This window comes from Luteococcus peritonei, assembly GCF_039526385.1.
Lineage (GTDB): Bacteria > Actinomycetota > Actinomycetes > Propionibacteriales > Propionibacteriaceae > Luteococcus > Luteococcus peritonei.
Window position 1 is genome coordinate 1 of sequence record NZ_BAAAIX010000010.1, and the last position, 14153, is coordinate 14153.

The window sequence follows — 14153 nt, forward strand, 5'->3', positions numbered from 1 at the left end:
CCGAGCGTTTGCGTGATCTACTAACCGTCTAGACCATCAGGTGTTGCGAGGACCACAAGAATCCGCCCATCTGGTCGGGGCCCTCGTCACGTCCTCGGCCAGCAGGCCGCGGCGGTGCGGGATCAGTCGTCGTCACTGGCCTCGCCGGTGGGATCGGTGCTGGCGTCGTCATCGTCGTCCGGGGTGGCGTCGTCATCGTCGTCCGGGGTGGCATCGTCATCCGCGTCCGGGGTGGCATCGTCATCGTCATCCGGCGTGGCATCGTCGTCCGCATCGGGGGTGGCGTCGTCGTCATCCTGGTCGGCCGAGGAGCTCGGCGCGCCGGTGGCGTCGTCATCGGCGGTGGACTGCGGCACGGAGGCGCTGGGCTTGCGCTCCGGCTCCTCGGCGGGGTCGTTGCAGGCGGTCAGCGAGAGCGCGGCCATCGCGATGGCGGCTGCCGCCAGGCCTCGGGTCAGCGGGGTGGTCATGGGATCTCCCTTTCGTCGACTCCCTCCACCCTCGCCGAGCCGGACCTGCCGGGGCAAGGCCCGTCCGCCCCGCGGGACCGCAGGTCAGCAGCCGTAGGGCATGGTGCTGCCGTAGGCCTGCACCGACATCCAGGCCACCCTCGCTCCAGGGCGCACGTCGGTCCACTCGCCGGTCTCGTCGACGGCGCCGAAGATGATGGCGCGCCGGCCGTCGGTGACCTGGCCCACGGTGATCTCCTGCTCCTCGGCCGCATGGATCTTGCGCTCCAGGTAGCCCTTGCCATAGGCCTTCGCGACGGTGGCGAAGGGGGTGCCGACCTCGACGTCGGCCAGGGTCCGGTAGCCCTTGGTGGTCACCAGCACGCCGTCCAGCCGGTTGCTGCTGTCGAAGGCCAGCTGGAAGCCCTTGTGGGTGGCGTCCCAGGACTTCTCGCAGGAACTGCTGGGAACGGCCAGCTGCTCGTTGACGAGCTGGATGCCGGTCCGCCCGATCCGGTAGGGGCCGGCGTTGAGGTAGGTCAGCGCGTCCGACGGCGAGCTGGCGGGCGTGCCGGAGGCCGCTGATCCACTGGCCGGGCCCGTGGAGGAGGTCCCAGGGGCGTCGCTGGTGGTCGCGGTGCCGGCTCCGCTGCTGGTCTGGCCCGAGGCGGTGGGCTGGCCGGAGGCGGTGGCCTGGCCGGCGGCCGTCTGGGAGGCCATCGGGGCGCTGCTGGTCGTGGCGGCCGGGGCGACGGAGCTGGCGTCCGGAGTGGAGCTCCCCGTCTGTCCACAGCCGGTCAGGCCGAGGCCCAGGGACAGTGCGGCGAGGGCGATGGCGGAGCGGCGAAGCGTGGGCATGGGAGGCCTCCTGGGGTGGTGTGGGAACCGAACTTGCTCCTACTACGCCACATGCGCTCCTCCGGTTGCACGATCTGGCGGACTTTCTGGCGGAAGGTCAGCACAGACCACGAGGGCCGGTCGCGACGACCGGCCCTCGTGCTGCGGGGTGCTCAGCCGCGCGGGATGTTGCGCAGGTTGGAGCGCGCCATCTTCACGACCTCGCCGGCACCCTGGTTCAGCACCGTGCGGCTCATCGCCGTCGCGAAGCCGTAGACCTGGTCCAGCGTGACGTCCGGCGGGATGGACAGCGCATTGGGGTCGGTGATGATCTCCACCAGCACCGGGCCGTTGTGGGCGAAGGCATCGGCATAGGCCTGCTGCAGGTCCTCGCCGCGCTCCACGCGGATCCCCTTGATGCCGATCGCCTCGGCGACGGCGGCGTAGTTGGCCACCGGCACGTCGGTGCCGGAGCTGGGCAGGCCGTTGACCAGCATCTCCAGCTTCACCATGCCCAGGGTGGAGTTGTTGAAGACCACCACCTTCACCGGGAGCTGGTAGGTGGCGATGGTCAGCAGCTCGCCCAGCAGCATGGACAGGCCACCGTCACCACTGACCGAGATCACCTGGCGGTTCGGGTAGGCGAACTGCGCGCCGATGGCGTGCGGCAGGGCGTTCGCCATGGAGCCGTGCAGGAAGGAGCCGATCAGCCGCCGACGGCCGTTGGGGGTGATGTAGCGGGCGGTCCAGACATTGCACATGCCGGTGTCGGCGGTGAAGACCGCATCCTGGGAGGCCATGTCGTCGAGCACCGCGGCCGCGTACTCGGGATGGATCGGCGTGAGGCTGGCGGCATTGCGGGTGTAGGCATTGGTGCCCTTGTCCACGATCCGGTGGTGCTTCTTCAGCATCTGCTTGAGGAAGCGGTCGGAGCGCTTCTTCTTCAGCAGCGGCATCAGCGCCTGCACGGTGGGCAGCACATCACCATGCACCGCGATGTCCACGTCGGTACGACGGCCCAGCTTCTCGGCATGACGGTCCACCTGGGCGGTGCGGGTGTCGGGCAGGAACTGGTCGTAGGGGAAGTCGGTGCCCAGCAGCAGGAGCAGGTCGGCCCCCTCCATGCCGGCCGCGGCGGCACCGTAGCCGAGCAGGCCGGTCATGCCCACGTCGTAGGGGTTGTCGTACTGGATGAAGTCCTTGCCGCGCAGCGAGTGGCCGATCGGGGCGTTGATCCGCCCGGCGAGCTCGACAACCTCGTCGTGGGCGCCCTCGACGCCGGCGCCGGCGAAGATGGCCACCTTGTCGGCCTCGTTGATGGCATCGGCCAGCGCCTGCAGCGACTCGGGGGCCGGGTGCAGGGAGCCCGGCACGGTCGGGGTGTGCAGCGGCACCTCGACGGCCACCTCGTCGTCGGTGATGTCGCCGGGGACGGTGATCACCGAGACGCCGCCGAGCGCGACGGCGTGCTGGATGGCGGCGGCCACGACGCGCGGCGACTGGGCCGGGGTGCTGATCATCTCGCTGTAGACGCTGCACTCGGTGAACAGCCGGTCAGGGTGGGTCTCCTGGAAGTAGGCCTGGCCGATCTGGCTGGTGGGGATGTGCGAGGCGATGGCGAGCACGGGGGCGTGCGAGCGGTTCGCGTCGTAGAGGCCGTTGATCAGGTGCAGGTTGCCCGGGCCACAGGAGCCGGCGCAGACCGCCAGCTCGCCGGTCAGCTGGGCGTCGGCCGCGGCGGCGAAGGCGGCAGCCTCCTCGTGGCGGACGTGCACCCAGTCGATGCCGCCCTTCTCGGAGCCACCGGTGCGACGCACGGCGTCCACGATCGGATTCAGCGAGTCACCCACGATGCCGTAGATGCGGCGCACACCGGCGGCCTGCAACTGGGCGACGATCTGTTCTGCGAGCTTCATGCCCGTTCCCCCTCAACCGGGGCCTCGGACCCCGAAGCGACGTTGGTTACTTCTTCAACGTACGCCCGGATCCAAGGCCTTCCGGTTGCGTTCACCCAGCGCAGAAGGCGCGCCCGGCCGGGAATGCTCAGCTGGTCCAGGCCCGCCAGAGCGCGGCGTACTGGCCGTCGCGCGCCATCAGCTCGTCATGGCTGCCCAGCTCCGCGATGCGGCCGTCGATCACCACCGCGATCCGGTCCGCGTCGTGCGCGGTGTGCAGCCGGTGCGCGATGGCCACCACGGTGCGACCCTCCAGCAGCGAGGCCATCGAACCCTCCAGGTGGCGCGCGGTCTTCGGGTCGATCAGGCTGGTGGCCTCATCGAGCACCAACGTGTGCGGGTCGGCGATCACCAGCCGGGCCAGTGCCACCTGCTGCGCCTGGGCCGGGGTCAGCGACTGCTTGCCGGAGCCCACCAGGGTGTCGAGGCCCTCGGGCAGGCGCTGCACCCACTCGGTGGCCTCGACGGCCTCCAGTGCCTGCCAGACCTGCTCGTCGGAGGTGGAGCCCTCGCGGGCCAGGACGATGTTGTCGCGGATGGTGCCCACGAAGACGTGGTGCTCCTGCGTCACCAGGGCCACCTGGGTGCGCAGGTCTGCCAGCGGCAGCTCCATCACGTCGACGCCGCCCACCGTGACCTGTCCGGTGCGCGGGCCGTTGATGCCCGCCAGCAGCCGGCTCAGGGTGGACTTGCCCGAGCCGGACGGCCCGACCACGGCCAGCCGCTCACCGGGGCGCAGGTCCAGGTCGACGCCGTGCAGCACGTCGTGGCCCTCGCGGTAGGCGAAGCGCAGGTCGCGGCCCACCAGGTGGCTGTCCATCGGCACGGCCTCGCCGGCCTCGCGGTCCTGCGGCACCGAGGCGATGCCCAGCAGACGGGTGGTGGAGGCCATGCCCACCTGCAGCCGGTCCAGGGTCTGGATCAGCCGGTCCATCGGCTCCACCAGCTGCTGGACGTAGATGGCGGCCGCGGCGATCTGTCCCAGGCTCACCCAGCCGCGGGTGTAGCCCCAGGTGCCGAGCAGCACGATCAGCACCAGCGGCCCCTGGTAGGCGTAGTCGATGCTCAGGAACATCTGGTTGCGCAGGGTGAGGGTGTACCGCTCGGCCTGCGCGCTGACCTCGATGTCGGTGTCGGTGCGCTCGATGCGCGAGCTCTGCAGCCCCAGCGCCTCCATGGTGCGGGCGCCCTCGACGCTCTCGGTGAGGGTGGTGTTGATCCGCGAGTAGGTGCCGCCCTCGGTGATGTAGCCCATCGGGGCGCGACGCAGGTAGCCGCGGGCCACCAGGGCGAGCAGCAGCATGGATCCGACACTGGGCAGCGCCAGCAGCGGCGAGTTCAGGAACATCGCCACCAGGGTGAGCACGGTCATCACCGAGGCGATGGCCAGCTGCGGCAGCGCCCAGCGCACCGCACCGCTCATGGTGGACACGTCACGGGTGACACGGGTCACCAGGTCTCCGGTGGAGGCGGACTCCACCTTGCCCAGCGGCAGGCGCAGCACGAAACGCACGATGTACTCGCGGGCCTCGGCCAGCAGGTCCTGGCCAAAGACCGAGCTGATCCAGCGGGCGCCGAAGGTGAGCAGGGTCTGCACCAGCACCACGCCCACCACCGCCAGCGCGATGGCGTCGAGCTGATCGGCCAGCCCCTGCCCGGCCTGCCCGGCACGGTCCACCAGGCGGCCCAGCATGCGCGGCACCAGCAGACCCGCCACGCCCGCGGCACCGTTCAACGCCACCAGCCAGAAGGCCAGCTGCTTGCGTCGGCCGAGCATCTCGCGCACGAAGTCCACCACGGCGCGGTCCTGTGCCACCGGCAGGCCGCGCTCCGGGTTGCGGGAGGCGGCGTAGAAGTCGCGGGCCCGCTGCTCGCGCAGGTCGCGCCGCTCACGCCAGCCTCGCACCCGGCGGCGCAGCGGCTGGCTGAGGTCGTTGTGCAGCACAGCGGGGATCTCGTCGTCGCCGCGACCCTCCTCCCGCCAGGTCTCGGCGGAGCTGGCGAGCAGGTCCTCGGTGGCCTGGATCGGCTGGTCCTGGCTCATGCCGTGCCTCCTTCCGGAGCGTCCTCGTCGTCCATCCCGCGCGCCACGACGGCGCGGTAGTCCGCGCTGCTGGCCAGCAGCTCGGCGTGGCTGCCGTGCGCCGCGGCGCGCCCGTCCACCAGCAGCACCACGTCGTCGGCATGGTGCAGCAGCAGCGGGGAGACGGTGGTCACGATGGTGGTGCGGCCGCGACGGTGCTCGGCCAGCCGCTCCGCGATCCGCGCCTCGGTGTGGGCGTCGACGGCGCTGGTGGGCTCCACCAGCACCAGCACCTCCGGGTCGGCGAGCACGGCGCGGGCCAGCACGAGGCGCTGACGTTGGCCACCGGACAGGCCTCGGCCCCGCTCGTCGAGCACGCCCTGCCAGCCACCGGGCAGCGCGTCGTAGACGTCCTCGGCGGAGGCGACGCGCAGTGCGGTCTCGGCCTGCTCCCGGCTGTGGGTGCCGTGCGGGTCCAGCAGTTCCTGCAGGGTGCCGGCGAAGACCTGGCCGGCGGTGTCGCTCACCAGCACTCGGCTGCGCAGCTCGTCGAGCGGCACCCGGGCCAGGTCCACCTCGTCGAAGCGGACGCCCCAGCTGGCGCCGGCGCGCTGCTCGTCGGCCTCGGCCAGCGCGGCACGCTGCGCGTCGAGCTCGGCGCGGGCGGCCTTGCGCGCCTTGCCCTTCAGGTCGTCGTCGACGGTCAGGCTGACCGGTTCGGTCTCGGCGGGCAGGTAGCGGCCGATCCGGTCGGCCAGCGCGGCGGAGTCGTCCGGGACGGCGCTCACCACGACGGTCATCCGGCCAGGCCGGGCCACCAGGCCGGAGGCATCGTCGGTGATCACGGCGTTCTGGGGCAGCGGCAGCGGCTCGGCCGGCTCGTGCCAGGGCGCCTGCTGGCCCAGTACGGCGATCGTCTTCTTCGCGCTGACCAGGCCTTGCACCCACTTCTGGGCGAACTCGAAGAAGGTCTGGATGGGCCAGACCATGAAGATGGCATAGCCGAAGAAGCTGACCAGCTGGCCGATGGACAGCCGGCCGGCGAGCATCTCGTGGGCGCCCAACCAGGTGAGCATCACCAGCAGCAGGCCGGAGAGCAGCACGCCCAGGGCGTCGACCGCCGCCTGCCAGGTGCCGGCCGAGACGCCGGCGCGGCGCACGCTCTGGCTCTGGGTGGCGTAGTTGTCACCGAAGGTCTGCTCGCCACCGATGCCACGCAGGATCCGCAGCCCCGCGACGATGTCGGTGGCCATGCCGGTGAGCTCGCTGGTGCGGCTGCGCTCGATGGCCTGGGCTCGCTGCAGCGGACGCAGCAACGGGGAGGCGGCGCCCACCAGCAGCGGGGCGGCCACCAGGGTGACCAGGCCCAGCTTGAGCGACTCGTTGAGCACCAGGGCCGCGACGAAGCCGAAGGCACCCAGTGCTGCGATGCCGCGGCCGAAGACCTCGGTCACGGCGCCGAAGGTGTCGGCGTCGCCACCGGCCACCGAGAGCATCTCCCCCGCCGGCGTCCGGCGCGGCGCCACGTGGCCCAGCTGCGCCACCTTGCGCAGCAGGAGCTTGGTGGTCTTGTACATGGCCACGAGCCAGCCCACCACGGCGGTGGAGTGCATCCCCACGCCCGCCAGGACGCCGACGGTGATGGCCACCATCATCGCCAGCGCCCAGGGCAGGGCACCCATCACGCTGTGGGCCAGCACGCCGTGGTCGATGGCCTTGCCGATCAGCCAGGGGTTGAGCGCGCTGGGCATGAACCAGAGCAGGCCCAGCACGGCATTGAGGGCCACCAGGTCCGCCTGGGTGCGCAGGATCCAGAACAGGAAGCGCGACGGGGAGCGGGTGTCCGGCTCGTCGCGGCGCGCACGATCACCCCGGGCGGCACGGGAGTGCTGCTCGAAGGCCTGGGTGGAGGGCGGAAAGGTCTGCATGGCACGAGCCACCCTAGGGGGTGGGACTGACAGTCCTCGACCGAATATCGGCGGGCCCACAGCTACCGGCAAACATCCTCCCGGAAGGCCCCGCAGACTGGGCCACTCACGCCTCGACGGCGGCGCGACGGGGCGCGTCGGGCTCGACGTAGCCCTCCAGGTGGATCACCTCGTCGTCCTTGTGACGGCCTACCAGGGTGAGCGCGACACCCACCAGCAGCCAGAGCAGCAGCGCCACCCAGCTCCACAGCTGCGGCGCGTGCGGGAAGTATGACTCCACCCGCATCAGGTTGCCGGCGGCGCCGGGCACGAACCACTGGCCGATCTCACCCCAGTGCCAGGGCAGCCACTCCTTGGGGCTGCTGAGCGAGGCGATGGGATTGCCGATGAACATGGTGACAACGGCTCCCAGCGCGATGCCCGGCTGGCCCAGCAGGGACTGCGCGCCGACGATGAAGGAGGCGGTGGCGGCCACGGCCAGGCCGAGCACCAGCCAGATCAGGAAGAAGTTGCCCTGCACGAAGCCGAACCAGCCGTGCAGCACCAGGGCCAGACCCAGGCCGCCGAGCACCCCATAGCCGGCCACGGCCAGCAGGCGGCGCTTCCACCCCACCAGCAGGGTGGAGATCATGATGCCGCCGATCATGCCGCCCATCGCCAGGGGCAGGCCGGCGATGGCGAAGCCGGCGCCGCGAGAGTCCGTGCTGGCCAGCGGCACCACGTCCACGACGTCCACCTGGGGCGCGGGGATGGCCTCCAGAGCGGCCTTCTGGGTGCTGACCTGCTGGGCCAGGGCAGCGGCCTGGCTGCGCGCCTGGTCGAGCTGGGGCTGCAGGGCTGCGGCCTGCTGCGGGGGCAGCTTGGCGGCAACCGCCTCCAGCGTCTTCACCGAGGCCTGGGCGGCGGAGGCCTGGGCGACGGTGGTGGACAGCGCGGTGGCACTCTGCTGCTTCGCGGCGGCGACGCCCTTGGCCTGCTCGGCGCCCATCTTCTGGGCGGCGGCGGTGATCATCTGGCTGGCGGCGGGACCGGCGGCACTGGCGGTGAGCACGGTGGTCTTCGGTGCCTTCGCGTCGGCGGGCAGCACCAGCGCGCCGTAGACCTCGCGGTGCTCGATGGCCGAGCGGGCCGCGGCCTCGTCGCTGTAGTCGGTGAGCGTGAAGGCGCCGCCGGCGGCCTGCAGCGCCTGTTCCAGCTGGGCCTTCTGCTGGGCGGTGGCGACCACGCCGAGCGGCATGTCGCGCACCGTCGAGGTGTGGGTGGGCCAGGCGAATGCCAGCAGGACGAGGGTGACGGCCAGCGCCGCGCCCACGGCGGTGCGCCAGGTGGCGGTCCAGGTGGAGTGGACCCGGCGCGCGGTGGCGCCCTCGGTCTCGGTGGTGCTCATGGGTTCTCCTCAAAACGAATGTTCGTTCTTTATGCTGCTCCCGTCACCCCAAGGTGTCAAACAGAACGTTCGTTTTGTTAGGATGACCCGCATGCCCAAGGTCAGCGAGGAACATCGATCCGCCCAGCGTGAGCGCATCCAGGAGGCCGCCATCACCGTGGCCCGCCACAAGGGCCTGGCCAACCTCACGATGGGCGACATCATCAACGAGTCCGGCCTCTCGGCCGGCGCCATCTACGGCTACTACAAGGGCAAGGACGCGCTCGTGGTGGACCTGGCGCGCACCGTGATGACCAGCCGGCGCGAGGCGCTGACCGCCCTGGCCCAGCTGCCCTCTCCCCCTCCCCCTGCCCAGGCGGTGCGCGAGATGCTGCAGGAGATGCCGCCCACCTGGCTCAAGGACGGCCTGTTGCTGCAGTTCTGGGGATCGGCCACCACCGAGCCGGAGATCCACGCCCTGGCCTCGGAGCTGCTGGGCACGTTGCAGGACGGCCTGCGCGCCTACCTGGCCAGCTGGCTGGCCCATCGGGGCCTCCCCGCCGAGGAGGCCGAGCGTCGCGCCCTCGCCATCGCTCCGGCCTTCAGCGGCGTGCTGCAGGGATTCGTCCTGCAGGCATCCCTCTTAGGCGAGCACTTCGACGAGCAGGGCTACCTGGACGGCCTGGCCCCGCTGCTGGACGGGACCCTGCTCGACGGGTCACCGCGCGACAGGTAGCACCCGGTCGAGCATCACCAGGGCAGCAGCCCGTGCGGCAGGCGGCACTCGTCGCCGATCCGCAGGCCGGCACCCACCCGACCCTCGTCACGCAGCCGGGCCAGTTCGGGCAGCACCCGGTCGCGCACGTCCCACGGGCTGAGCGTGTTGAGGTAGATCTTCGTGGCGCCCTCGAAGCCCGCCAGGGTGGAGATGCGCCACTTCACGACGATCCGCCAAGGCATGGCGTCCTCGCCGCGCGGCGGCCGGTGGTGCCACTCCTCATTGCAGGACAACTGCGCTCCCCCGGCGGCATGGACGGCGTGCAGCACATCGGACAGGTCGTCGAGCTCGCGGGGGGACAGCAACCAGGGCTCGCGTCGCGGGCTCAGCGAGTAGACCTCGATCGACGGGTAGCGGTGACCGAAGCCGGCGATGGCCACGGCGTTGTCATTGGCGGCGAGCACCAGGTCGTGGTCGATGGCGACGTCGAGCAGGTGGGTGTTGAAGACCTGGGGGTTGAGGGCGAGGGCCCGGACAGCGGCCTCGGCGTGGCTGCCCACCTCGTCGATGGCCACCACCTGCCGGTGCAGGTGCTCGAAGGAGGCGCCCGCGGGCCGCAGCCAGTTCTGGAAGACGGCCACGTAGGCGGCCTTCGGGTTGGCGGCATAGAGCGAGGCCATCGCCTCCACCGAGAGGGTGAGGTAGGCCCGGTGCTCAGCCTCGCTGAGGGCGCCAGAGGAGGACAACTGGTCCGAGGAGGTGGCGCCCACCACGTGGTGACGACGCGGGATGACCAGCTCGTGCCCCGAGCCGAACCAGCCCAGGGCGGCGTGCTCCAGCTGCGGCTGGGTCACCTCGTCGTCACACGCCAGGCGCAGCTTGAGCCGCAGCACCCGCTCGATGTGGTCGCGCCCCGCGGGATCGGCCAGGTAGTCGTGGGCGCGCTGGCGCACCGCCGGCTCGGGCACCAGCCCGTGGTTCAGCTCCCAGTACTCGGGAGGGCAGATCTCGAACAGGTTGGGCACCCGACGGAAGGCTGCCTCGGTCCGGTCCAGCTCCTGGGCTGAGAGCCCGGTGAGGGTGCGATGACCGTCGCCGTCGACGACCAGTCGCGACTTCTCCGGCGGATTGTCCAGGTGGTGACCCGGGCAGAAGGCACAGCCGTCCAGGCCATCGCTGCCGGCCGGCAACGGCACCGCCTCCGCCCGGGATGCGGGCAGTGGCCGGTTGCCGCGTCCGGGCATGGTCCACACCTGGGTCCCGGTGAAGGGATTGCGTTGCTTCACGGTGCCATCGGGCAGCCGGGCCAGCAGGTCGGCGGGGTCGATCACCGGTCCAGACTAGGGCGGACCCCGGCCCAGCCGGGTGGGAGGGTCGCCATGATCCACCCGGCCCGGGTCACGAGGATCAACCAGTGAGGCAAATGACTGAGCGGTACAAATTCCTGTCCGGTCCCGCACCGCGCAGGGGAATGGACGGAATGCCTGCCCCACAAAGGGAATCCCAGGAATCCGGCAGAACATCTGACCAAGAAATGTTTGGTGACTGGGTACCAGTACTCAGAGATTTCTGAGCACAGCTACACGGTTGAAACGGGTAAGTACCCCCACACCGCTGGTCAGGTGGCAGTTCGGCCGCGTGAAAGCCTTGTTTCGTCGGGGGACACGGGAACCGCGAGGACCGCCAACCCGTCGCAAGGGAGCAGTTCACCACAGATTCCCACGCCGAAAGTTGATCCACCTCATGAGCATCCAGACCCGCCCTGGGGCCGTCGCTGCCCAGGCCTGCATCGATCTGGCGTCGGCCTTCCAGCACCCCCTGCTGGAGGAGCCCGGCGCCCCCGCCAACGCCCGAGAGCGTCACGAGCAGCTGATGCTGCAGCGCAAGGCCGAACGGGCCTGCCTGGAGTGCCCCCTGCTGCAGCGCTGCCTCTACCGCGCGGTCGTGGAGCACGACGTCGCCGGCTACGTGGCGGGCACGACGCCACGCCAGCGGGCCGAGATCCGCGCCCGTCTGGGGGTGCGCGTGGCACCTGAGGACCTGGACTCCTTCACCGGTGCCGCGGCCTCGCACCGCCAGATCGATCCCTCCGACGTGCTGCGGATGCGCACCGCGAACCCGCACGAGTCGCTGGAGACCCTGGCCAACCGGCTGGGCTGCAGCCTCTCGACGGTCAAGCGCCACCTGCGTCGGGCCCGCACCGAGGCCCTGGAGCCGCGCGAGCCGATGGGCCAGGTGCGCCCCAGCCTGGAGCAGGTGCTGCACGCCACCCGGGTGGTGCTGGGCAGCCCTCGCCGCGAGAACCGGGACAGCCGCGCCGCCTGAACTCGCAGACGCATCCTGACAAGGCCTGATGCTCCGACGTCATGCTGCGGTCATCGCGTCGTCGGGTTCTGGTCACCGCGGCGTGGCAGGCTCGTCGCATGAGCTTCTCCCCCCGGATGGTGGCCCTGGACATCGATGGCACGCTGGTGGACCACTCCGGTCATCTGCCCGACGAGATCCGCGAGGCCGTCCAGGCGCTGCTGGCCAAGGGCATCGCGGTGGTGCTGGCCACCGGCCGCTCCTGGGGCGACACCCAGCCGATCTTCGAGGCACTGGGGCTGCCGGCCGGCCCGGCGGTGAGCTCCAACGGGGCGGTGGTGGTGGACTTCCCGCCCTTCCAGCTGCGCAAGCAGGTCACCTTCGACCCGGGTCCGGTGATCCAGAAGGTCTCCCAGGCCGCGCCGCACCTGCGGATCGCGGTGGAGGACCCCCGCGGCGGGTACCGGCTCAACCAGCTCTTCCCCGACGGCGACCTCACCGGCGAGATGCGCATCCAGAGCGTCGAGGAGCTGTGCGCCGAGCCGGTGACCCGCGTCATCATCCGCGACCCGGAGGCCTCCACCGAGGACTTCAGCCGGCTGGCCAAGAGCCTGGGCATGCGCGGCGTGAGCTACTTCATCGGCTGGTCCGCCTGGCTGGACATCGCGCCGGTGGGGGTCAACAAGGCCACCGGTCTGAAGGCGGTCTGCGCCGAGCTGGGGGTGCGGCGTCGCGACGTGCTGGCGCTCGGCGACGGGCGCAATGACGTGCACATGCTGCGCTGGGCGGGCCGTGGCGTCGCCATTGGTGACGCCCCCGACGAGGTGAAGTCCGAGGCGGACCATGTCACCGGCGGCTTCGCCGAGGGCGGCACGCTGGAGGAACTGCGCCGCTGGCTCTGAGGCCGGCTCAGGGCATCCGGACTCGGGAGAGGGCGGTGCCGCCCCAGCCGAGCAGCAGCTCGCCGCGGCCCTGGCCCACGACCTGCAGGTGTTGGGCGTCCGGAACCCGGTAGCTGCCCCGGAGCCAGCCTTGCTGCGGGTCGACCAGGTGCACCGCATCCCCGCCCAGCAGCCAGAGCCGCTGGCCACGGCCGGGGCGCTGTTGCCACCAGGCCTGGCCCAGCTCCTCCACCTGGCCGGAGCGCCAGACCTGGCGCAGCTGCTGGTCGAAGGCCACGGTCGAGCGCTCGTCGGAGACGATGGTGAGATCGCCGGCCTGCACCACCCGCACCGCACTGCCCTGCCCCAGCGCATCGCCGCCCAGGGCCTCGGCCAGTGGCCCCACCACCGACCCGGTGGCCGGGTCCAGGCGTACCAGGGTGCGGTCCGCGCGGGCGAAGACAGCGGTCACCGGGGCATGGAGCCGGGGGTCGGTGCGCACCGGGAGGACCCGGGTGCCCGCCTCGGCACGGACCAGGCGGCGGCTGCCGTCGCGGGCATGGGCCACCGCTCCGCCGTCGTCATTGCACCAGATCCGTGCCCCGTCGTCGGTGGCAGTGGTGCACCCCAGCAGCGCGGCGGGACGCCCATCAGCCGCCCGGACCAGCGCGGTGCCCGCGCCGGCGGACAGCGCCACCAGGCCCTGCCCGATGGGTTCCAGCGAGGGGTTGAACAGGGCCGGGCCCGGAGCCAGCTCCGGGCCGCGGAGCAGCAGCCGGTCGGTGCTGAAGAGCAGGCCCGGGTCGGCGCCGCCAGCGATGGCGTTGACCTCGGTGGTCCAGCGGGTCGCCAGCGCAGCGTCGAGGCCGCGCAGCCGGACCGTCGGCAGCTGGTCCCCAGCCGGTTCCTGCTCCAGCAGGACGAGGCAGTCGTCGACCACCCGCAGGCCCACCAGGTGGGCGGCCAGCTCGGCGCTGCGCTCCACGCGCCCGGTGGTGGGGTCCAGCAGGCGCAGGGTCCAGCGTCGGCCCAGCCCGGTGGCCGGCTCGCGGTCGGCGACGGCCAGGCAGGCAATGTCGCCCCCGAAGAGCTGGGCGGCGCACAGCGCACCGGGCATCGGGCGGGTCCAGCGGGCGCGGCCGGTGGTGGGGTCGATGCCGTGCACCCGGGCAGAGTCCTCGTCCTGGGGCTGGGCCAGGGTGATGGCCACCAGAGCCGATCCGCCATCGAGCACACCGGAAGGGCTGGCGCCCAGACCGTCGAGCGGATGGGCCAGCATCGGGTTGAACCCCTGGCCCTCGCGCAGCACCTCGGCGGAGGTGCGCCAGTCGGTGGGCAGCGCCACGGGATCACCGGAGGGCCGCGGCGTGATCCTGGGGATGCCGGGGCCGGTGGGCGCGGTGAGGTCGGGATGGCGGGGCCGCACCCACCAGGCCAGCGAGCCGGCCAGCACGGCACCCACCAGGCCCAGCACCAGCAGCAGGCGCGGCAGGCGCCGGGCGGCCGGACGGGCGGGGTGGGCACCTCCCGGGGCCCAGCCCTCCCCCGTCGGCGCGGGAGCTGCCAGCGTGGCCCCCGCGGGCCGGGCCGGGTCAGTCGGAGCCGGCGTCGGGAAGGCCTGCGATCGGACGGCCTGGTCCTGCTGCGGCATCAGGGGCTGCTGCGCACCGTCGGGATCCGGTCCGTCGGGCG

The 14153-nt window shown here is 71.7% G+C and carries 11 protein-coding genes; 3 read left to right on the forward strand and 8 right to left on the reverse strand.

The window, feature by feature from the left end; all coding sequences use genetic code 11:
• Nucleotides 1-122: 122 nt before the first annotated feature.
• The 6 genes from ABD073_RS04995 to ABD073_RS05020 all read right to left on the reverse strand — a co-directional run bounded on the left by ABD073_RS04995 (nucleotide 123) and on the right by ABD073_RS05020 (nucleotide 8579).
• Entirely contained in the window at nucleotides 123-470 is a 348-nt protein-coding gene (locus ABD073_RS04995) for a hypothetical protein (RefSeq protein WP_343872799.1), read from the reverse strand.
• Between the two features lie 84 nt (nucleotides 471-554).
• Nucleotides 555-1307: a RodZ family helix-turn-helix domain-containing protein gene (locus ABD073_RS05000; RefSeq protein WP_343872800.1), complete on the reverse strand. Its 753-nt coding sequence runs from the start codon at nucleotides 1305-1307 to the stop codon at nucleotides 555-557.
• A gap of 152 nt (nucleotides 1308-1459) precedes the next feature.
• Nucleotides 1460-3202: a pyruvate dehydrogenase gene (locus ABD073_RS05005; RefSeq protein WP_343872801.1), complete on the reverse strand. Its 1743-nt coding sequence runs from the start codon at nucleotides 3200-3202 to the stop codon at nucleotides 1460-1462.
• 127 nt (nucleotides 3203-3329) lie between these two features.
• Nucleotides 3330-5285, reverse strand: a complete 1956-nt coding sequence (locus ABD073_RS05010) for an ABC transporter ATP-binding protein (protein WP_343872802.1) — start codon at nucleotides 5283-5285, stop codon at nucleotides 3330-3332.
• Nucleotides 5282-7192 carry an ABC transporter transmembrane domain-containing protein gene (locus ABD073_RS05015; RefSeq protein ID WP_343872804.1) on the reverse strand — a complete coding sequence of 637 codons (1911 nt, stop codon included), beginning with the start codon at nucleotides 7190-7192 and terminating at the stop codon, nucleotides 5282-5284. The genes ABD073_RS05010 and ABD073_RS05015 overlap by 4 nt, the downstream gene beginning before the upstream one ends.
• Before the next feature lie 106 nt (nucleotides 7193-7298).
• Nucleotides 7299-8579: an ABC transporter permease gene (locus tag ABD073_RS05020; protein WP_343872806.1), complete on the reverse strand. Its 1281-nt coding sequence runs from the start codon at nucleotides 8577-8579 to the stop codon at nucleotides 7299-7301.
• Nucleotides 8580-8670: 91 nt separating this feature from the next.
• On the opposite strand from ABD073_RS05020, the gene ABD073_RS05025 reads away from it, so the two are divergent.
• A complete protein-coding gene (locus ABD073_RS05025) occupies nucleotides 8671-9294 on the forward strand; it encodes a TetR/AcrR family transcriptional regulator (protein ID WP_343872808.1) in 624 nt (207 codons plus the stop codon).
• Between the two features lie 14 nt (nucleotides 9295-9308).
• On the opposite strand, the gene ABD073_RS05030 is transcribed toward ABD073_RS05025, so the two are convergent.
• Nucleotides 9309-10607 carry a DUF4921 family protein gene (locus tag ABD073_RS05030; RefSeq protein ID WP_343872809.1) on the reverse strand — a complete coding sequence of 433 codons (1299 nt, stop codon included), beginning with the start codon at nucleotides 10605-10607 and terminating at the stop codon, nucleotides 9309-9311.
• A 412-nt stretch (nucleotides 10608-11019) separates the two neighbouring features.
• Here ABD073_RS05030 and ABD073_RS05035 point away from each other — a divergent pair, with 412 nt between their 5' ends.
• Nucleotides 11020-11601 (forward strand): WhiB family transcriptional regulator, encoded by a 582-nt coding sequence (locus ABD073_RS05035; protein WP_343872811.1) that lies wholly within the window; start codon nucleotides 11020-11022, stop codon nucleotides 11599-11601.
• Nucleotides 11602-11717: 116 nt separating this feature from the next.
• Complete coding sequence (locus ABD073_RS05040) at nucleotides 11718-12482, forward strand: HAD family hydrolase (RefSeq protein WP_343872829.1); 765 nt, start codon at nucleotides 11718-11720, stop codon at nucleotides 12480-12482.
• A 7-nt stretch (nucleotides 12483-12489) separates the two neighbouring features.
• On the opposite strand, the gene ABD073_RS05045 is transcribed toward ABD073_RS05040, so the two are convergent.
• A complete protein-coding gene (locus tag ABD073_RS05045) occupies nucleotides 12490-14112 on the reverse strand; it encodes a hypothetical protein (protein WP_343872812.1) in 1623 nt (540 codons plus the stop codon).
• Between the last annotated feature and the right edge of the window lie 41 nt (nucleotides 14113-14153).

Bases quoted from the DNA above. Each gene is read 5' to 3' on its own strand.
- ABD073_RS04995 (WP_343872799.1), bottom strand. From the start codon at position 470: ATGACCACCCCGCTGACCCGAGGCCTGGCGGCAGCCGCCATCGCGATG.
- ABD073_RS05000 (WP_343872800.1), bottom strand. From the start codon at position 1,307: ATGCCCACGCTTCGCCGCTCCGCCATCGCCCTCGCCGCACTGTCCCTG.
- ABD073_RS05005 (WP_343872801.1), bottom strand. From the start codon at position 3,202: ATGAAGCTCGCAGAACAGATCGTCGCCCAGTTGCAGGCCGCCGGTGTG.
- ABD073_RS05010 (WP_343872802.1), bottom strand. From the start codon at position 5,285: ATGAGCCAGGACCAGCCGATCCAGGCCACCGAGGACCTGCTCGCCAGC.
- ABD073_RS05015 (WP_343872804.1), bottom strand. From the start codon at position 7,192: ATGCAGACCTTTCCGCCCTCCACCCAGGCCTTCGAGCAGCACTCCCGT.
- ABD073_RS05020 (WP_343872806.1), bottom strand. From the start codon at position 8,579: ATGAGCACCACCGAGACCGAGGGCGCCACCGCGCGCCGGGTCCACTCC.
- ABD073_RS05025 (WP_343872808.1), top strand. From the start codon at position 8,671: ATGCCCAAGGTCAGCGAGGAACATCGATCCGCCCAGCGTGAGCGCATC.
- ABD073_RS05035 (WP_343872811.1), top strand. From the start codon at position 11,020: ATGAGCATCCAGACCCGCCCTGGGGCCGTCGCTGCCCAGGCCTGCATC.
- ABD073_RS05040 (WP_343872829.1), top strand. From the start codon at position 11,718: ATGGTGGCCCTGGACATCGATGGCACGCTGGTGGACCACTCCGGTCAT.
- ABD073_RS05045 (WP_343872812.1), bottom strand. From the start codon at position 14,112: ATGCCGCAGCAGGACCAGGCCGTCCGATCGCAGGCCTTCCCGACGCCG.